We start from the raw sequence: 18,488 nt of genomic DNA on the forward strand, positions 1-18,488 counted from the left end.
ACGGGTCGCACAGTCGGCTTTGGTCGCCCCCGTCGAACCTTTGTGAACTACCCATTTCAAGGGCGCCCCCTTATGATGTCCTTCGGACTCTTTACCCTGCGATGACCCATGGCCGATTCTGCTTTTTTCTGCACCCTGTCTCACGAAGGCGTTCTCGCGGTACGCGGCGCGGATGCCAGCAAATTCCTGCAAGGCCAATTGACTTGCAACCTCAATTATCTGAGCGACACCCAGGCCAGCCTCGGCGCGCGCTGCACGCAGAAAGGCCGGATGCAATCGAGTTTCCGCATACTGCTGGAAGGCGACGGTGTACTCATGGCGATGGCCAGCGAACTGCTGGAGCCACAACTGGCGGACCTGAAAAAGTACGCGGTATTTTCCAAATCGAAACTGACCGATGAAAGTGCCAGTTGGATTCGTTTTGGCCTTGAGCGTGGCGATGCGGCACTGGCCAGCCTAGGCCTGGAGCTGCCGGCAGAAACCGACAGCGTGGTGCGCAATGACGGCCTGATCGCCCTTCGCGTCTCGCCTGACCGCACTGAACTCTGGGTTCGCGCCGATCAAGCCGCCCCCATCAAGGGCAAGCTGTCCGCTCTGTTGGCCGAAGGTGAACTGAATCAATGGCTGCTGGGCCAGATCCGCGCCGGGATTGGTCAGGTCATGCCGAGCACCCGCGAGCTGTTCATCCCGCAGATGCTCAATCTGCAAGCTGTCGGCGGCGTGAGCTTCAAGAAAGGTTGCTACACCGGCCAGGAAATCGTCGCACGCATGCAATACCTTGGCAAACTCAAGCGCCGTCTGTACCGCCTGCAACTGGAGGCCAGCGAATTACCGGAGCCCGGTACCCAACTGTTCTCCCCGACCCATGGCAGCTCGATCGGTGAAGTGGTGCTGGCTGCCCGCGCCGAGCAAAACATTGAGCTCCTTGCCGTGCTGCAAGCCGAAGCGGCAGAAGATGGCAACCTGCACCTTGGCGCACTCGAAGGTCCTGGCCTGTATCTGCTTGACCTTCCTTACCAACTGGATCGTGATCGCGAAATCCAGCGTTAACAGCAGCACTTGTCGCAATACCCTAGAGAAAAGAAATGAGTGAGCTGGCGGATAAGGTCCAACAGGATTTGGTTGAGGCCATCGATAATGATGACCTGGTTCTGCCAACATTACCGGAAGTGGCCTTGCAGATTCGCAAGGCTGCCGAAGACCCGGAAATCAGTGTCAGCACCCTGAGCAAGGTGATTGGCCGCGATACCGCGCTGTCGGCGCGTCTGATCAAAGTGGTCAATAGCCCGTTGTTGCGCGCGACTCAGGAAGTGACTGATCTGCACACGGCCATCACCCGGCTGGGCGTCAATTACAGCAGCAACCTGGCCATTGGCCTGGTGATGGAGCAGATCTTCAACGCCCGCTCCGAAGTGGTGGAACAAAAAATGCGCGAGGTCTGGCGCAAAAGTCTGGAAATCGCCGGCGTCAGTTACGCGTTGTGCCGCCGTTATACGCAGCTCAAGCCTGATCAGGCGGCGCTCGGCGGGCTCGTGCACCAGATCGGCGTGCTGCCGATCCTGACCTACGCCGAAGATCATTATGAATTGCTGTCTGACCCGGTCAGTCTCAACCATGTGATCGACCGCATTCATCCGCTGCTCGGCGATAAATTGCTCAGGGTCTGGGAGTTTCCGGAAATGCTGGTGCAATTGCCCGGGCTGTATCTGGATTTCAAGCGGCAATCGGAGCGGATCGATTATGTCGATCTGGTGCAAGTGGCCAGTCTGTATTGCCACAAGGATATCGATCATCCACTGGCCCGTATCGATCCATTCAGCGTGCCGGCTTTCAAAAAGCTGGGATTCGATCTGGAGAACGAGGCGATGTGCAAGGATCTGGAAGAGTCGCGCTCGATGTTTTATTAGTCGAGACCGCAGCGCCCCCTTCGCGAGCAAGCCCGCTCCCACACTTGACCGAGTTCTTCATGGAGAAATGCGATCGAATGTGGGAGCGGGCTTGCTCGCGAAGGGGTCAGCCCAGACACCAAAAAACTATCCCGCGATAAAACTCACCCGCACCTTCAACCCCGCCTGCTCGCCATCGTGCAAACTGATCTGCGCCAGGTGAGCACGGCAGATTTCGCCGACGATCGCCAATCCCAACCCCGATCCAGCCACCTGTTCGTTACGCCGATAAAAACGCTCGAACACCCGATCCCGCTCTTCAAGAGGAATTCCCGGGCCATCGTCCTCGACTTCCAGCACCGCCGGTGCCGTGACCCGCAGGATCACATTGCCGCCCGGCGGCGTGTGAGCCAGCGCGTTGTCCACCAGATTGCTCAACAGTTCGTTCAACAGCGTCGGCTCGCCACGCAGCCATACCGGCTCGTCGGCTTCCAGCGCCAGCGCAACGCCACGAGCATGGGCCAGCGGCGCCATGGCCATGCCCAGATCACGGGCCAACTGACTGAGATCAAGCAAGTGTGCACCACCCTCGGCAATTGCCCGGGCGCCATTCTCGACTCGTGCCAGCGAGAGCAATTGATTGGCCAGATGGGTCAGGCGATCCGTACCCTGGGCGGCGGTTTCCAAAGTATCACGCCAGGTTTCGGGTTCGCTCGACCGCAAGCCCAGCTCGAGTCGTGCCTTGAGCGCCGCTAACGGGGTGCGCAATTCATGGGCGGCATCGGCAATGAATTGCGCCTGACGCTCGAACTGCCCGCGTAAACGCTCGGTAAAGTGATTGAGCGCACGCACCAGAGGCCCCAACTCGTGCTGCACTTCTACCAACGGCAGGGGCCGCAAGTCATCGGGCTGACGCTCTTCCACCGCCGTGCGCAAGCGCTCCAGCGGACGCAGCGCCGCACTGACCGCAAACCACACCAACAGCAGCGCACCGATCGCCAACATGCCCAGCCGCAACAACGTGTCGGCCATCAGGCTGCGAGCCATGCGGACCCGGGCCTCATCGGTTTCCGCCACGCGGATCTCCGCCATGCCGTTCATGTTCGGCTCGCTGACCGCTTTGAGCAGGCTGACCACTCGCACATTCTGCCCTTGATAAGTCGCGTTGTAGAAACGCGCCAGCGCCGGATAGTCATCGGTGCGCGGCGTTCCCGGCGGCGGCGCCGGCAGATTTTCGTAGCCCGAAATCAGCTTTTGATTGATGTCGTTGACCAGGTAAAAAATCCGCCCGGCGCTGTCGTAGGCGAACGTATCGAGGGCCACGTAAGGCACGTTGGCACTGAGGCTGCCATCGCGCTGGGACAGGCCCGCGGCGATGGTCCGCGCCGAGGCCAGCAAGGTCCGGTCATACGCGGTGTCGGCAGCTTCGCGACCGTTCCAGTACGCGCTCAAACCACTGGCGAGCATCAACACCACCAACAACAACGCAAGGTTCCACAGCAACCGCCAACGCAGGCTGCTGAGCTTATGCATCGCGGCTTTCCAGCAGGTAACCAAGGCCGCGGAAGGTCACGATGGCTACCGGTTGGCCGTCGAGTTTCTTGCGCAAGCGGTGGACGTAGATTTCGATGGCATCGGGACTGGCCTCTTCGTCAAGACCGAAGACCTGGGCGGCCAGTTGCTCCTTGCTCATCACCCGACCGGGACGGGCGATCAGGGCTTCGAGCACCGCCTGCTCGCGGGAGGTCAGGGTCAGCAGTTCTTCGCCGAGGGTAAAGCGCCGGGTGTCCAGGTCATAGGCCAGCACGCCACAGCGCTGCTGACGTTCACCGCCGAGCACACTGCGACGCAGCAAGGCTTTGACCCGAGCTTCGAGCTCTGTCAGTTCGAAGGGTTTGGCCAGGTAATCGTCAGCCCCCAGGTTCAGGCCATGGACCCGATCCTTGACGTCACTGCGGGCGGTCAGCATCAGCACCGGCAGGTTCTTGCCCCGCGCCCGCAGGCGCGCCAGCACTTCGAAACCATCCATACGCGGCAGGCCGACATCAAGGATCGCCACGGCGTATTCCTCGCTGCTCAAGGCCAGGTCTGCCGCCACACCATCGTGCAGCACATCCACGGTCAGCCCGGTGCTCTTGAGCGCCTGGGCGACACTTTCGGCAAGCTGCAGGTGGTCTTCGACGAGCAGAACACGCATGGATCTTTACCTCATTCAGGGATGGTCGACGCCATTCTTTGGCGCGGAGTTTACAGCCGCATCCGTCGCTGTGAAGCCCGAAAACCGTGAAAGTCAGCTGAAAGGTTAGCGAAAGGTTGGCCGGTTAGAGTCCAGCCACGGACAGTTTCGACTGCCGTGGCCCTGGATGGCCTGCTTCCCGAAAAACGCCCCGATGCGTTTTCGCAAAATAAGAACAATACCGGAGTACAACACGATGCTATCCATGCAGCCCAAGGCATGCCCGCCTGCTCGCCTTTCCCGTCTCAGCCACACCGCCCTTGCCAGTGCCGCCGCCCTCGCCGGCTTTTCGCCGTTGAGCCAGGCTGCCTTCTTCGAAGACAGTACGGCAACCTTCGAAACCCGCAACATGTATTTCAACCGCGACTTTCGCGACGGCACCAGCGCCCAGCAATCCAAGCGGGACGAATGGGCCCAGGGGTTCATGCTCAACCTGCAATCGGGTTATACCGACGGCACCGTGGGGTTCGGTGTCGATGCGTTGGGCATGCTCGGGGTAAAACTCGATTCAAGTCCGGATCGTACTGGCACTGGCCTGTTGCCGACCCATGACGACGGTCGCGCGGCGGATGAATATTCCAAGCTCGGCCTGACCGGCAAAGTGAAAATCCGGGCCACGGAACTGAAAATCGGCAGCCTGATTCCGGAACTGCCGATCCTCAAGGCCAACGACGGGCGCATTCTGCCGCAGACCTTTGAAGGCGGCCTGTTGACCTCCAAAGAGATCAAGAACCTGACCTTCACCGGCGGGCGTCTGGAGAAAGCCAAGGACCGCGACAGCACCGACTTCGAGGACATCGCCCTCAACAACAAAAACAGCCGCTTCGCCGGCACCGTGGCCGGCAAGCATTTTGACTTTGGCGGCCTGGACTACAAGTTCACCGACAAGATCACCGGCAGTTACCACTTCGCCCAACTCGATGAAGTCTATAACCAGCACTTCCTCGGCCTGGTGGCATCGGAAAAGTTCGGCCCCGGCACCTTCGGCACTGACTTGCGCCTGGCCATCAGTGATGACGAGGGCGCAGCCCGTGGCGGCCCGATCGACAACAAATCCCTCAACGGTCTGGTGAGCTATGCCTTGAGCGGGCATAAATTCAGCGCCGGCTATCAACACATGTCCGGTGACAGTGCTTTCCCTTATGTCGACGGCAGCGACCCGTACCTGGTCAACTTCGTACAGATCAATGACTTTGCCGGTGCCGAAGAACATTCCTGGCAGGCGCGCTACGACTATGATTTCGCCAAACTCGGCATTCCCGGCCTGAGCTTCATGAGCCGTTACGTCAGCGGTGACAACATCAAGCTCAAGAACGGTGACGAAGGCAAAGAATGGGAACGCAACACCGAGATCAAATACGTCGTACAAAGCGGCGCCCTGAAAGACGTCGCCGTACGCTTGCGTAATGCCACCTACCGTTCCAACTACTCCGCTCGCGATGCCGATGAAGTGCGTCTACTGGTGAGCTATAGCGTTGCCCTTTGGTAAACATCACGTTCAATAACAATAATGAATGCCCGTGGAGACTCAAATGAACTTATCACTGCGTAAAGTTGCTTTAGCCGCCAGCTGTGTGCTGTTTGCCGGCCAATTGATGGCCGAACCGAAGCGCCCGGAATGTATCGCTCCGGCGTCGCCAGGCGGCGGTTTCGACCTCACCTGCAAACTGGCGCAAAGCGCGCTGGTGAACGAAAAACTGCTGACCAAACCGATGCGCGTGACCTACATGCCCGGCGGTGTCGGCGCGGTAGCGTACAACGCGGTGGTCGCTCAGCGCCCGGCCGATGCTGGCACGCTGGTGGCGTGGTCCAGTGGTTCGCTGCTGAACCTGGCCCAAGGCAAGTTCGGTCGTTTCGATGAAAGCGCGGTGCGCTGGCTCGCCGCAGTTGGCACCAGCTATGGCGCCATCGCGGTGAAAAGCGATTCGCCTTACAAGACCCTGGACGATCTGGTCAAAGCCCTGAAGAAAGATCCGAGCTCCGTGGTGATCGGTTCCGGCGGCACTGTCGGCAGCCAGGACTGGATGCAGACCGCACTGATCGCCAAGGCGGCCGGGATCAACCCGCGCGACCTGCGCTATGTCGCTCTCGAAGGCGGTGGTGAAATTGCTACCGCCCTGCTCGGTGGCCACATTCAGGTCGGCAGCACCGACATCTCCGACTCCATGCCACACATCCAGAGCGGCGACATGCGCCTGCTGGCGGTGTTCTCCGAGAAGCGCCTGGACGAGCCGGAAATGAAAGACATTCCGACCGCTAAAGAGCAAGGCTACGACATCGTCTGGCCCGTGGTTCGCGGTTTCTACCTCGGGCCAAAAGTCAGCGACGAAGATTACGCCTGGTGGAAAGACGCCTTCGACAAACTGCTGGCCTCCGAGGATTTCGCCAAGTTGCGCGATCAGCGTGAACTGTTCCCGTTCGCCATGACCGGCCCGGAACTGGACACCTACGTGAAGAAGCAGGTCGCGGACTACAAAGTGCTGGCCAAAGAGTTCGGCCTGATCCAGTGATCGCCTCTGTCTAGCGGCTACGACCCCGGTTCTCGGGGTCGTGGCCCAGGAGTTCCTCATGCTAATACAACGCATTTTCGCTTCGGTGCTGTTGCTGGCCTGTGTCGGCCTGGCGCTGATGGCGTGGCCGTATCAAGCGGCTTTTTCCTACGAACCGGTCGGGCCTCGGGCCTTTCCTCTGTTGATGCTCGGCCTGATGGGCCTGGCGTTGCTGTACATGGCGTTTCGACCAGCGCCGATAGTACACAGCGACGATGACCCGAAACTGGACCGCGAAACCCTGACCAAAATCGGCATTTGCGTGCTGCTGTTGCTGGTGTTCGCCGGGACCTTCGAGCCCCTTGGTTTCATCGTCGCCAGCATTCTGATCGGCGTCCCGATGGCACGCCTGTATGGCGGTCGCTGGCTACCCAGTGCGGTGATCATCAGCCTGATGGCCATCGGTCTTTATCTGCTGTTCGACAAGTTGATGGACGTGCCACTGCCGCTGGGCGTACTCGACGTTCTGGAGAACTGACATGGATACTCTTGGCTATTTGGGTCAGGGCTTCGGCGTCGCGCTGAGCCCGTACAACCTGGTGACCGCGCTGTGCGGCACCCTGATCGGTACCGTCGTCGGGCTATTGCCGGGGCTGGGTCCGATCAACGGCGTGGCGTTGCTGATTCCGATCGCATTCGCCCTCGGCCTGCCACCGGAGTCGGCGCTGATCCTGCTGGCGGCGGTGTACCTGGGTTGCGAATACGGCGGCCGGATCAGCTCGATCCTGCTGAACATTCCGGGCGAAGCTTCCACCGTCATGACCACCCTCGACGGTTACCCGATGGCCCGCAAAGGCCTGGCCGGTGTGGCGCTGTCGCTGTCGGCGTGGAGCTCGTTCATCGGTGCATTCATTGCGACTTGCGGCATGGTGCTGTTCGCCCCGCTGCTGGCGAAATGGGCGATTGCTTTCGGGCCGGCGGAGTATTTCGTACTGATGGTATTTGCGATTGTCTGTCTCGGCGGCATGGCCGGTGATCGTCCATTGAAGACGTTTATCGCGGCGCTGATCGGTCTGTTTCTGTCCACCGTCGGGATCGATGCCAATAGCGGCGTGTACCGTTTCACTGGGGATAACATTCATCTGACAGACGGTATTCAGTTCGTCGTGTTGGTATTGGGCCTGTTCTCCATCAGCGAAATCCTCCTGCTGCTGGAAAAAACCCATCGCGGCCAGGAAGCGGTGAAAGCCACCGGGCGCATGATGTTCAACTTCAAGGAAGCCTCGGCGGTGTTCCTGGTAAACATCCGTTGCGGTTTTCTGGGCTTCATCATGGGCGTGTTGCCGGGTGCCGGCGCAACGCTGGCCAGTGCTGTGGCCTACATGACCGAGAAACGCATCGCCGGCGCCAAAGGCACGTTCGGTCAAGGCGACATGCGTGGCCTCGCGGCTCCGGAAACCGCCATCGGTGGCGCCGCCTGCGGTGCACTGGTGCCGATGCTGACTCTCGGCGTTCCGGGCTCAGGTACCACGGCGGTGATGATCGGCGCGCTGTCGTTGTACAACATCACCCCTGGCCCGCTGTTATTCCAGCAGCAACCGGACATCGTCTGGGGCCTGATCGCGTCGTTGTTCGTCGCCAACGTGATGCTGGTGATCCTCAACATTCCGATGATCCGCATCTTTACCCGCATCCTCGCCGTGCCAAACTGGGCGCTGGTGCCGGTGATCGCGATCATCACCGGGATCGGCGTCTACGCGGTGCATGCCACCACGTTCGACCTGTTCCTGATGATCGGCATCGGTATTTTCGGCTACATCCTGCGCAAGCTGGACTTCCCGTTGTCGCCGGTACTGCTGGGTTTCATCCTTGGTGGTTTGATGGAGCAAAACCTGCGTCGCGCGCTGTCGATTTCCAACGGTGCGCTGGAAATCCTCTGGTCGAGCCCGATCACGTTCGGTTGCTGGGTACTGACTGCAATCATGTTGCTGATGCCGCTGCTGCGCATCTGGCGCAAACGTTCAGTCGCCCGGCGCGCGCTCGCCGATGTCTGATCGCCCGCCCTTCAAAAGCTGGTGGGGAACACCGCTGGTCGGTCTGCTGGGCGGTTACCTCGCCAGCCAGATCGGCTGGCCACTGCCGTGGATGGTCGGCTCGTTGCTGGCGATCATCCTGGTGCGCTGCCTGACGCCCTGGCAATTGGCGGAAATCCCTGGTGGGCGCAAGTGCGGCCAGTGGATCGTCGGCATCGGCATCGGCCTGCACTTCACCCCGGTGGTGATGGAGCAGGTGCTGAGCCACTTCGGTCTGATCTTCTTCGGTGCGTTGGTTACCAGTCTTTCCGCCGTGGTGGGAGTCTGGTTGATGCGGCGCACCGGGGAAGATCGCGCCACCGCATTCTTTTCCAGCATGCCTGGCGGCTCCGGGGAGATGGTCAACCTCGGCGCCCGCAACGGCGCGGTGCTCAGCCGTGTCGCGGCGGGGCAGAGTTTGCGGGTGCTGGTGGTGGTGCTGTGTGTTCCGGCGGCGTTCAAGTATCTATTGGGCGACGGTGCGCTGGTTTTGCATCCCTCGACTGTCAGTTGGTGGTGGCTGGCCATTCTGTTCCCGTCGGGCGCCCTGGCCGCCTGGATCTGGGAGCGACTGCGACAACCCAATCCCTGGCTGTTTGGGCCATTGCTGGTGACTGCGACGGTGAGCATTGCCTGGGACCTGCACATCGGGCTGCCCAACGGCGGCAGTCAGATTGGCCAGTGGCTGATCGGCAGCGGGTTGGGGTGTCACTTCAATCGGCAATTCTTTCGCCGGGCCCCATCGTTCATGGGCCGAACCCTGCTCGGTACGGTGTTGACCATGTTGATCGCCATGCTGGCGGCGTTAGGACTAAGTGCGCTGACCCAGCTGGATCTGCGTTCGCTGACCTTGGGCATGATGCCCGGCGGGATCGCCGAGATGAGCCTGACGGCGGAGACCCTGCAATTGTCGGTACCGCTGGTGACGGCGATGCAGGTGATGCGGTTGTTGTTTGTGTTGTTTCTGGCGGAGCCGTTGTTTCGGTATTGGAACCGGGGGCCGGATTCTCCCTGAAAGACCGAGTCGCCTGCTTCGCGGGCAAGCCTCGCTCCTACGGGATTGCGGTTGGTCGCGGATTTGCGTTCGACACAAATCTGTAGGAGCGAGGCTTGCCCTAATGCCAGTCAGTTAAGCGCAAATCGGACCTGTAGGAGCCAGGCTTGCCGGCGAAGGCGTCCTTAAGTGCGCTTTCGCCGGCAAGCCTGGCTCCTACGAAGAGCGGTTCATTCGCTTAACTGACTGGCATTAAGGCTTGCCCGCGAAGGCAATCTTCAAACCGACGGCAATCGCCATTCGATCGGCGTCTCGCCATTCTGCTCCAGAAATTTGTTCGCCCGGCTGAAGTGCCCGCATCCGAGGAAGCCGCGATAGGCCGACAGCGGCGACGGGTGGACCGAGGTCAGCACCAGGTGCTTGGTGGCATCGATGAGTTTCTGCTTGCTCTGGGCATGCGCGCCCCATAGCAGGAACACCAGATGTGGCTGATGTTCGCTGACCACTTCGATAACCCGGTCGGTAAAATATTGCCAGCCCTTGCCCGCATGCGCGTTGGCATTCGCACGTTCCACGGTCATGGTGGTGTTGAGCATCAACACGCCCTGCTCTGCCCAACTCTGCAAATAACCATGGTTGGGTATGTCGATGTTCAGGTCGCGCTTTAATTCTTTATAGATGTTCACCAGCGACGGCGGTGCCGGCACGCCCGGTTGTACCGAGAAGCACAACCCATGGGCCTGACCCGGGCCGTGGTAAGGGTCTTGACCGAGGATGACCACTTTGACCTTGTCCAGCGGCGTGGAATTGAGCGCGTTGAAAATCATCGGTCCAGGTGGATAGATCTCCTTGCCCGCCGCGCGCTCCTGTTGCAGGAATGTGCGCAACTCTGCCATGTAAGGCTGGTCGAATTCGGCACGCAGTGCCTCCTTCCAGCTCGGTTCGAGTTTGATACGGTCGTCAGCAGTCATGGTTACATCCGGCAAAAACAATGGGGCGAACCCTAGGAAAGCTGACCCTGCTTGTCAATTCATCTGACGCAGATCCGGCACTTTCCTACATAGCGATCATACTAAACGCTCAAATTCCCGATCGAGGTCATGATGAATCTGCACTTCGAAGAACTCACCGGCACCGACGGCGCACGCATCGGCATCGCCAGCCTGGATGCCGAAAAGTCTCTCAACGCCCTCTCCTTGCCGATGATCAACGCCCTGCGCGATCAACTGGACGCCTGGGCCAAGGAACCACAAATCGTTTGCGTGCTATTGCGCGGCAATGGCACCAAGGCTTTTTGCGCCGGCGGTGAAGTGCGCAGCCTGGTGGAGGCGTGCCGCGCCCATCCCGGCGAAGTACCGCCCTTGGCCGCGCACTTCTTTGCGGCAGAATATCGCCTCGACTTCAATCTGCACACTTACCCGAAACCGCTGATCTGCTGGGGTCATGGGTACGTGCTGGGCGGTGGCATGGGGCTGTTGCAAGGGGCGAGCATTCGGATCGTTACGCCGAGCAGCCGGTTGGCGATGCCGGAGATCGGCATCGGCTTGTACCCGGATGTCGGCGCCAGTTGGTTTCTGTCGCGATTGCCCGGCAAGCTCGGATTGTTTCTCGGCCTTACCGGCGCCCAGATGAACGGTCGTGATGCGATCGATCTGGGCCTCGCCGATCGCTTCATGCGCGATGATCAACAGCGTGAGCTGCTCGAAGGTTTGCTGCAATTGAACTGGCAGGAACAGACAGCCATGCAGCTCAACAGCCTGCTCAAGGCCTTGCAACAGGAAGCGGTCGCGCAGATGCCCGAAGCGCAGTGGTTGCCTCGACGCGAGCAGATCGAAGAATTGTTGGACGTCAGCGATGTTCGTTGCGCCTGGACGGCCATCGGTGCGCTGCTGAATCATTCCGATCCGCTGCTCGCTCGTGCCGCCAAAACCATGACGGAAGGCTCGCCCCTGACCGCTCATCTGGTGTGGGAACAGATCCTTCGCGCCCGGCATCTGTCGTTGGCTCAAGTCTTTCAGATGGAATACACCATGAGCCTCAACTGCTGCCGTCATCCGGAGTTCAGCGAAGGCGTGCGAGCGCGGTTGATCGACAAGGACCAGAAACCTCATTGGCACTGGCCGGACATCAACAATGTGCCGGAGGCGGCGGTGGAGGCGCATTTCCATAAGGTCTGGGAAGGCCGGCATCCTCTGGCTGATCTCTCGGAATACTAAAAATCAGGCACAAAAAAAGCGGCACTTCATGCGCCGCTTTTTATTGAGTGGTTAACGGTGGCCGTCTCCGCCATCGTGATTGCGACCGCGATTATCGCCTCTTCCGTCACGGCGATCCCTGTGGCCTCGATAGTCATTGTCCCGGCCGCCTCGGTTCCGGCCGTCCCAGCCGCCCCGGTGATGACCGTCCCAACCTCTGCGGTCATGACGGTCCCATCCACGATTCTGATAGACCCGGTAGTCTGCTCGTGGCGCCGGCTGGTAATAGCGCGGTGCCGATTGATAAACCCGCGGCTGGTGGTAATAACGCGGTGTTGGCTGGTAATACCGTGCAGGTGGCGAGTAATACCTGCGCGGGGCCGAGTAGTAACGGCCGTCGGAGTAATAAGACCCGCCACCGGAGTAATACGGCGCTGGGGACGTGTAGACCTCGGACCGGTAGTAGTTGCCTCCTCCATCGGAATAGGGCACGCACGCACCAAGTGACAATCCCAATACAGCAAGCAGAAGAATTCGGTGGAGCTGTTTTTGACAGAGCATGGCGGCCTCCTGGACCGCGAGTGAGCCACACCAGCGACGCTGGCAGGCGACAGTCAATGGTTCTGCGACTGTCGAAATATCAGACCGTGAAATCGGAATCTGGTGCGTTCCTGCAACACGTGGAAACAAGTAGCCGATGAAAGGTTTCATCCCTGCCATAAGAAAACGGCGCGTCCGTAAGCCAGACGCGCCGCTGTATTCATGAGCCGGTTATCGGTGCCCTCGATGATGTCCGCCACGATGGTGATGACGGGGACCACTGAAATAATAGTAACGATAACCCCCGTAAAAACGCGGGCCGCCGTAGTAGTAAGGTGAGTAGTAATAACCGGGGTAGTAATAAGGTGTCGGATAGTAATCACCCGAGCCTACGTAGTAGTAACAACTGGACAGACCCAAACCAAAAAACACACTGAGCAGTATGCGACGCAGCTTTGTTTGACAGAACATGGAGGCCTCCTGGAAGACCTGCAACAGCAGTCGGCTGACACCTGCTTTGACTTTAAAACCGACACCGAGTGCCAGAGTGGCGTTGGCCTTCTGATCAATGGCCAGCTCAAGCTGGCTTGCGCATGGTTGCTTGCCGGTCGATCATGCGCGGTCTCGGGCCAGGCAAACCGGCCGTAATCGAATGTTCCTCATGAATAAACCTGACCTCTGCCCGGCCTGCGGCGCCTCCAACGACTGCAGCCTGGCTGACCCGCGAACCGTCGATCGGGCCTGCTGGTGCTACGGCGTCAGCATTGATCCGGCGGTGCTCCAGGCGCTGCCGGCCGAGCTGCGCGACAAATCCTGCCTGTGCCCGGCCTGCGCCCAGGTCGAGATGCAGTTGCAAGCAGCCGCTTGGCCGATCACGTAAGATACGCGACCCTTTTTCACCGATCTCTAGCCATGCGCGTTGACCGTTTCCTCAGCAACCTGCCCCGCTTCAACCGTAAGCAGGTACGGCTGTTGCTGGTGGAAAAACGCGTCAGGATCGATGGAAAAGTCGTCAGCGACCCCCACGCCGAGGTGCTCGAATTCAGCCGTGTGGAAGTCGACGATGAGGTGCTGCAGGTTGGCAAACCCGCTCGCTACTTCATGCTGCACAAACCACCCGGCTGCGTCAGCGCCACCCGCGACCCGCAACACCTGACGGTGCTCGACCTGATCCATGAGCCGGACATGGATGACCTGCACATCGCCGGTCGTCTGGATTTCAACACCACCGGCCTGATGTTGATCACCAACGATGGCAACTGGTCGCGACGCCTGACCCAACCGCAGACCAAACTGCCCAAGGTCTACTACGTCGAGACGGAGCAGGACATCACTGCCGACTACGCGATTACATTCGCCAACGGGCTGTATTTCGCCTTCGAAGACCTCACCACCCAACCGGCCGAACTGGTCGTGCTCGGGGCAAAATCGGCGCGCCTGAGCATCGTCGAGGGCCGCTATCATCAGGTCAAACGGATGTTCGGCCACTTCGACAACAAGGTGTTGCGCCTGCACCGAGAACGCATGGGGCCGCTGCTGCTCGACGACGCGTTGAAGCCCGGCGAATACCGGCCGTTGAGCGATGAAGAGATCCGATTGATCTAAGCAGACGACCGCTCAGCAGAAGTTATCGAACATTTTTCGAAAGATACTTGCGCGATGACGTGACCCCTGCTTGAATCAGGACGTCGGCGCAAAACGTGACCGACGAGTCACCAAAACTACTCTAAGAAACTTTTTGCCGGCAGAGAACCCTCAGGTTCCGCCTTCCCCCGGCAAACTGCCCGCTTATAACAATACCCGTCGACCGGCCTGCAATGGATCGACATGGGCCTTCAAAATTCCAGGCGTATGCCTACCTGTCACAAAGCTCGTGCAATCTGATTTGCGCGCATACCCGCTTGCCAGGAGTCTTATGTCATGAGGCCAGAAATCGCTGTGCTGGATATACAGGGTCAGTATCGGGTCTACACGGAGTTCTATCGCGCAGACGCCGCAGAGAAGACCATCATTCTGGTCAACGGCTCGATGTCCACGACTGCGTCGTTTGCACAGACCGTGAAAAACCTTTACCCAGAGTTCAATGTGGTGTGCTACGACCAGCCCTACGCGGGCAAGTCAAAAGCCCACAACCTGCATGAGAAAATGCTCACCAAGGAAATCGAAGGGCAGATTCTTCTGGAGCTGATCGACCACTTCGCCGCCGAACACGTGCTGTCGTTTTCCTTTGGTGGCGCCGCCACGCTGGTCGCCCTCGCCCAGCGGCCACGGCGCATCGAAAAGGCTGTGATCAGTTCATTCTCGCCGGTGGTCAACGAGCACATGCTCGATTACCTTGAGCGCGGTGTCGATTATCTCGGCAGCCGGGACGGTAACCAGGTCGGCCACTTGGTGAACAGCACCATCGGCAAACACCTGCCCTCGCTGTTCAAGCGTTTCAACTACCGTCACGTCAGTTCATTGGCCGAACATGAATACGGGCAGATGCATTTTCACATCAGCGACGTGCTCAACAGCGACCGCCAGTGCTACCTGAACGCGGCGAAAGAAATCAACGTGCCGGTGCTGTTCATGAACGGCGAATGGGACGAGTACACCGCCGCCGCCGATGCCAGGCTGTTTGCTGGCCACGTGCAGCACAGCACTTTCAGCACCCTTCAGGCCACCGGCCACTTTCTCGACATGGAGCACAAAGCTGCCTGCAGAGACAGCCGCAACGCACTGCTGGGCTTCCTGAAACCGGCGCAACACGAAAGCCGGCCGCGTTACCACTACGTCCAGGACCACCATGCATTGGCAATCTGAAACAGAGTCATCGCGAGCAAGCCCCGCCCTACAGCGTTGAACGCACTCCTGTAGGAGCGAGGCTTGCCCGCGAATGACCGCTACGCGGTCGATGCTTTCGTTTCACCCGTGCTAAAGCCATCGCGCGCAAAGAAAAACTTCATTTTCACGCTCACATCTGGTACAAAGTCAGCCGCTCTGAGCGGGTGTCGTATAATGGCATTACTCCAGCTTCCCAAGCTGATAACGAGGGTTCGATTCCCTTCACCCGCTCCAATCGAATTTTTGTCTCACGTCAGTTTTTTTGACGGGGATGCAGGAACACAAAAAAACCGGCCTCGATGGCCGGTTTTTTTGTGTCTGGGGTTTGGTGGGATCGGGCACTGAGACAGAGCCAAATTTTCATCCATTATCCGCTGATCGATGAGTAAGTGTGCTCTCGGGGCGTGAGCGACTCCCCTGAAGTCTGTTAGCGTTTTTTTCGAAAAGCACTGATTTATTATCAAATTTCATCAGGTGTTAATGTTTTCACATCTGTGAAAATTAACGTTTTCGCATATGATCGATCGTCTGTTAGCGTTTTTCTTGCCCCAGTAAAGGATTTCGTCAATGCAAGTCGGTTTCAAGACCCTCGCGAACCGTTACAACATCGCACTGGCACAGCCTCTACGAGTCGACTCGATGATCGGCACTGTACGTGTCAGTCGCGCAAGTGACGGAAATGTGGAGAACCGGTATCCGGCAAGCTATCGGCCCGCAGACGATTTCGCAGGACATTTCGAATTCGGCCTCAAATACGAAGAGATCCATCTCGAGTTCTTCACCCGCCTGTTTGCGGCCATAGGTCCGCAGCCTATCGAAGACTGGTGTCGACGGGAGCCATTCGGCCAGTACGCCCGTCGCACGGGATTCCTCTACGAATGGCTGACAGGGCAACGTCTGGATGTGCCAGACGTGACCAATGGCGGCTATGTTGATGTACTTTCGCCACAAGATTACCTGACTCGTCGCGAAGCACTGCGAACGCGGCGCTGGCGCGTCAATAACAATCTGCCGGGGACGGCTGAGTTCTGCCCCTTGGTTCGTCGTACGGCGCCAGTGCAGGACGCTCTGCAATTCGATCTGCGCGAGGCACTGGATGAATTGGATCAGGCCTTTGGCCCCGACATCCTGATGCGCACCGCCAGTTGGCTGACGTTCAAGGAATCGCGCGCGAGCTTTCTCATCGAAAAGGAAGCCGACCAGGCCGATCGCATCCAGCGGTTTGCCCATGTCATTGCCCAGTACTGCGGACATATCGAAGACCCGTTGAGCAACGACAGCCTGCACTCCCTGCAAGCCGGTATTCTGGGGCGTGACGCCATTGGACTAGGCTTGCGGTGCTCCCCTGTGTTTGTGGGGCAGGCCACGATGCGCGAGGACATCGTGCATTACATTGCCCCCCATTTCGCGGATCTTGCGCAGCTATTGGCAGGACTCAACGAGTTTGAGGTCGCAACGCGTGGTGCGGAGTCAGTGGCACGTGCCGCGGTGTTGGCATTTGGCTTCGTGTACATCCATCCCATGCGCGATGGCAATGGCCGGATTCATCGCTTCCTTATCAACGACACCCTGATTCGGGATAAAGCAGTGCCCGACGGCGTAATACTGCCGGTATCAGCCACAATCACGAGTTCGATCGACTTCAGAGCCGGCTACGACCGTACACTAGAAGTGTTCTCGCGACCGTTCATGCGACGTTACGCAGCGGCCTATCGGTTCGGCGAACTCGTGACCTACGAGGACGGGACTCGCAGCAACTTCATCTTCGATGAATACGAGGACGCACGCTTTGCTTGGAGGTATCCCGATCTGACCGAACACGTCCTGTACACCGCACGCGTCGTCGAGCACACGATTCGAAAGGAAATGGCGGATGAAGCCAGAGTATTGGTGATCTTTCAGCGAGCTCAGGAGCAGCTGAAAGAGGTACTGGAAATGCCAGACCTGGATGCGAACCGCATCATCCGTTCCATCAAGGAGAACGGCTGGGTGGTGTCCGGCAAGCTAAAGAAAGGGTACCCGCAACTTGAAGGCGAGGGCATGGCGGAACGTGTGGTGGAGGCCGTGCGCTCCGCGTTCGAGGATCGAGAGATGGAGGTCGGCGAAGAGTAATTCTTTGGCGGCTTCGGATAAGCCTTTGATTCCCCGTTTTTCACGCCCCTAATGCTGCCGCTGAATCTTGACACTGCCAATCCTGCATACTAGCGAATGCTATACTTCCTACGAATTGCATGAAGTGTGCAACGTTCCCCACGGACACAGATACCGACTGCAAATCTCAGTTAACGGCTGCACGACAGAGGAGGTCTACAGCCAATACGAGATGGGAGGTGTGGCATGAATCGACACTATTATGTCAGTGACAATCTCGACGATCTTGAAGCCCTTGAAAATGAACTGGAAGCCAACGGCATCAATACCGAACAAATTCATGTGCTCAGTGAACAAGTCGCTGAGGTTGAAGAACATCACCTCCACGAGGTTAACTCGTTAATGAAACAGGATGTTGTCCACTCTGGCGAGATTGGTGCTGTGGTTGGTTTGCCACTTGCAGCGCTGGTCCTTGGCGGCGCCTATTGGATGGGCTGGACCGAATCCGCCGCAGGCTGGGTGCCTTTTATCTTCCTGGCCATTGTTGTATTTGGCTTCTGCATCTGGGAAGGCGGATTTTTTGGTATCCAGGTGCCGAATGCTCACTTCCGCAATTTCAAACAGATGGTAGAAGAGGGAAAACATATCTTCTTCGTGGATGTTGAACCGAATCAAGAATCGATATTGGACCGGGTTATCGAACATCATCCAACGCTGAAGATCGCCGGCACGGGAACGGCAGCCCCCCACTGGACAGTCGCCTGGCAGCACAAATGGCATCAGTTCAAGCGAGTGATATCGGGTTAGCCCCCGCAGACTCAAGGCCATCCGGAAGCTGCTTATTGGCCGAAGAAAATGACCCGGCTGAGGAAAACATAGTCCGCTTCGGAGGCCATCAGTCCGATGAGCACCAGTAAACACAACGGTGGCATCAATATGGCGTAAACCAAGGCCAACCGTTCCCAGGCCATGTGCATGAAGATGGAGACAATCAGACCGGCCTTCAACAACATGAAGGTGATAATCAGGGACCACCGAAGGTAGCCATGAAACTGGAAGTAGTCGACAAGGTACGACAGCGTGCTGAGGACAAATAACAGCCCCCAGATTTTAAGGTACAAACTGATTGGATGTTGCTGACCCTGAGCATGTGCCATCA

Annotated in this window: 19 protein-coding genes and 1 tRNA gene; 14 read left to right on the forward strand and 6 right to left on the reverse strand. The window is 58.6% G+C overall.

The window, feature by feature from the left end:
• Positions 1-108: 108 nt before the first annotated feature.
• The gene (gene ygfZ, locus MEB48_RS10435; RefSeq protein WP_237884186.1) at positions 109-1,050 is read left to right on the forward strand and encodes a CAF17-like 4Fe-4S cluster assembly/insertion protein YgfZ; all 942 of its coding nucleotides are present in this window, start codon (positions 109-111) and stop codon (positions 1,048-1,050) included.
• Between the two features lie 35 nt (positions 1,051-1,085).
• Positions 1,086-1,907 carry an HDOD domain-containing protein gene (locus MEB48_RS10440; RefSeq protein WP_237884187.1) on the forward strand — a complete coding sequence of 274 codons (822 nt, stop codon included), beginning with the start codon at positions 1,086-1,088 and terminating at the stop codon, positions 1,905-1,907.
• A gap of 126 nt (positions 1,908-2,033) precedes the next feature.
• Here MEB48_RS10440 and MEB48_RS10445 read toward each other — a convergent pair whose 3' ends face one another.
• Both MEB48_RS10445 and MEB48_RS10450 read right to left on the reverse strand, forming a co-directional pair.
• On the reverse strand, positions 2,034-3,419 hold the full coding sequence (locus MEB48_RS10445) for a sensor histidine kinase (RefSeq protein WP_237884188.1): 1,386 nt from the start codon (positions 3,417-3,419) through the stop codon (positions 2,034-2,036).
• On the reverse strand, positions 3,412-4,083 hold the full coding sequence (locus MEB48_RS10450) for a response regulator (RefSeq protein ID WP_007898613.1): 672 nt from the start codon (positions 4,081-4,083) through the stop codon (positions 3,412-3,414). The genes MEB48_RS10445 and MEB48_RS10450 overlap by 8 nt, the downstream gene beginning before the upstream one ends.
• 235 nt (positions 4,084-4,318) lie before the next feature.
• Here MEB48_RS10450 and MEB48_RS10455 point away from each other — a divergent pair, with 235 nt between their 5' ends.
• The 5 genes from MEB48_RS10455 to MEB48_RS10475 are packed head-to-tail and all read left to right on the forward strand — an operon-like array spanning position 4,319 to position 9,698.
• Positions 4,319-5,611 carry an OprD family porin gene (locus tag MEB48_RS10455; protein ID WP_237884189.1) on the forward strand — a complete coding sequence of 431 codons (1,293 nt, stop codon included), beginning with the start codon at positions 4,319-4,321 and terminating at the stop codon, positions 5,609-5,611.
• 43 nt (positions 5,612-5,654) lie between these two features.
• Positions 5,655-6,632 carry a Bug family tripartite tricarboxylate transporter substrate binding protein gene (locus tag MEB48_RS10460; RefSeq protein ID WP_237884190.1) on the forward strand — a complete coding sequence of 326 codons (978 nt, stop codon included), beginning with the start codon at positions 5,655-5,657 and terminating at the stop codon, positions 6,630-6,632.
• A 58-nt stretch (positions 6,633-6,690) separates the two neighbouring features.
• Positions 6,691-7,149 carry a tripartite tricarboxylate transporter TctB family protein gene (locus MEB48_RS10465; protein ID WP_237884191.1) on the forward strand — a complete coding sequence of 153 codons (459 nt, stop codon included), beginning with the start codon at positions 6,691-6,693 and terminating at the stop codon, positions 7,147-7,149.
• A gap of 1 nt (position 7,150) precedes the next feature.
• Positions 7,151-8,665 (forward strand): tripartite tricarboxylate transporter permease, encoded by a 1,515-nt coding sequence (locus MEB48_RS10470; RefSeq protein WP_237884192.1) that lies wholly within the window; start codon positions 7,151-7,153, stop codon positions 8,663-8,665.
• The gene (locus MEB48_RS10475; RefSeq protein WP_237884193.1) at positions 8,658-9,698 is read left to right on the forward strand and encodes an AbrB family transcriptional regulator; all 1,041 of its coding nucleotides are present in this window, start codon (positions 8,658-8,660) and stop codon (positions 9,696-9,698) included. The genes MEB48_RS10470 and MEB48_RS10475 overlap by 8 nt, the downstream gene beginning before the upstream one ends.
• Before the next feature lie 257 nt (positions 9,699-9,955).
• On the opposite strand, the gene ung is transcribed toward MEB48_RS10475, so the two are convergent.
• The gene (gene ung / locus MEB48_RS10480; RefSeq protein ID WP_237884194.1) at positions 9,956-10,648 is read right to left on the reverse strand and encodes a uracil-DNA glycosylase; all 693 of its coding nucleotides are present in this window, start codon (positions 10,646-10,648) and stop codon (positions 9,956-9,958) included.
• Between the two features lie 132 nt (positions 10,649-10,780).
• On the opposite strand from ung, the gene MEB48_RS10485 reads away from it, so the two are divergent.
• Positions 10,781-11,893, forward strand: a complete 1,113-nt coding sequence (locus MEB48_RS10485) for an enoyl-CoA hydratase/isomerase family protein (RefSeq protein WP_237884195.1) — start codon at positions 10,781-10,783, stop codon at positions 11,891-11,893.
• A 51-nt stretch (positions 11,894-11,944) separates the two neighbouring features.
• Here the strand turns inward: MEB48_RS10485 and MEB48_RS10490 are convergent, their stop codons facing one another.
• Both MEB48_RS10490 and MEB48_RS10495 read right to left on the reverse strand, forming a co-directional pair.
• Positions 11,945-12,433, reverse strand: a complete 489-nt coding sequence (locus MEB48_RS10490) for a hypothetical protein (protein ID WP_237884196.1) — start codon at positions 12,431-12,433, stop codon at positions 11,945-11,947.
• 210 nt (positions 12,434-12,643) lie between these two features.
• Positions 12,644-12,883 carry a hypothetical protein gene (locus MEB48_RS10495; RefSeq protein WP_237884197.1) on the reverse strand — a complete coding sequence of 80 codons (240 nt, stop codon included), beginning with the start codon at positions 12,881-12,883 and terminating at the stop codon, positions 12,644-12,646.
• A gap of 190 nt (positions 12,884-13,073) precedes the next feature.
• On the opposite strand from MEB48_RS10495, the gene MEB48_RS10500 reads away from it, so the two are divergent.
• The 6 genes from MEB48_RS10500 to MEB48_RS10525 all read left to right on the forward strand — a co-directional run bounded on the left by MEB48_RS10500 (position 13,074) and on the right by MEB48_RS10525 (position 18,136).
• On the forward strand, positions 13,074-13,292 hold the full coding sequence (locus MEB48_RS10500; RefSeq protein ID WP_052964783.1) for a cysteine-rich CWC family protein: 219 nt from the start codon (positions 13,074-13,076) through the stop codon (positions 13,290-13,292).
• A 32-nt stretch (positions 13,293-13,324) separates the two neighbouring features.
• Positions 13,325-14,017 (forward strand): pseudouridine synthase, encoded by a 693-nt coding sequence (locus tag MEB48_RS10505; protein ID WP_237884198.1) that lies wholly within the window; start codon positions 13,325-13,327, stop codon positions 14,015-14,017.
• 315 nt (positions 14,018-14,332) lie between these two features.
• On the forward strand, positions 14,333-15,217 hold the full coding sequence (locus MEB48_RS10510; protein ID WP_237884199.1) for an alpha/beta fold hydrolase: 885 nt from the start codon (positions 14,333-14,335) through the stop codon (positions 15,215-15,217).
• Between the two features lie 181 nt (positions 15,218-15,398).
• Positions 15,399-15,472, forward strand: a tRNA-Gly gene (locus MEB48_RS10515).
• A gap of 333 nt (positions 15,473-15,805) precedes the next feature.
• Positions 15,806-17,350 carry a Fic family protein gene (locus tag MEB48_RS10520; RefSeq protein WP_237884200.1) on the forward strand — a complete coding sequence of 515 codons (1,545 nt, stop codon included), beginning with the start codon at positions 15,806-15,808 and terminating at the stop codon, positions 17,348-17,350.
• 225 nt (positions 17,351-17,575) lie between these two features.
• On the forward strand, positions 17,576-18,136 hold the full coding sequence (locus tag MEB48_RS10525; RefSeq protein ID WP_237884201.1) for a magnesium transporter: 561 nt from the start codon (positions 17,576-17,578) through the stop codon (positions 18,134-18,136).
• Positions 18,137-18,168: 32 nt separating this feature from the next.
• On the opposite strand, the gene MEB48_RS10530 is transcribed toward MEB48_RS10525, so the two are convergent.
• On the reverse strand, positions 18,169-18,486 hold the full coding sequence (locus tag MEB48_RS10530; protein WP_237884202.1) for a cytochrome C oxidase subunit IV family protein: 318 nt from the start codon (positions 18,484-18,486) through the stop codon (positions 18,169-18,171).
• Between the last annotated feature and the right edge of the window lie 2 nt (positions 18,487-18,488).

It is taken from the genome of Pseudomonas sp. PGPR40 (genome assembly GCF_022014505.1).
GTDB lineage: Bacteria > Pseudomonadota > Gammaproteobacteria > Pseudomonadales > Pseudomonadaceae > Aquipseudomonas.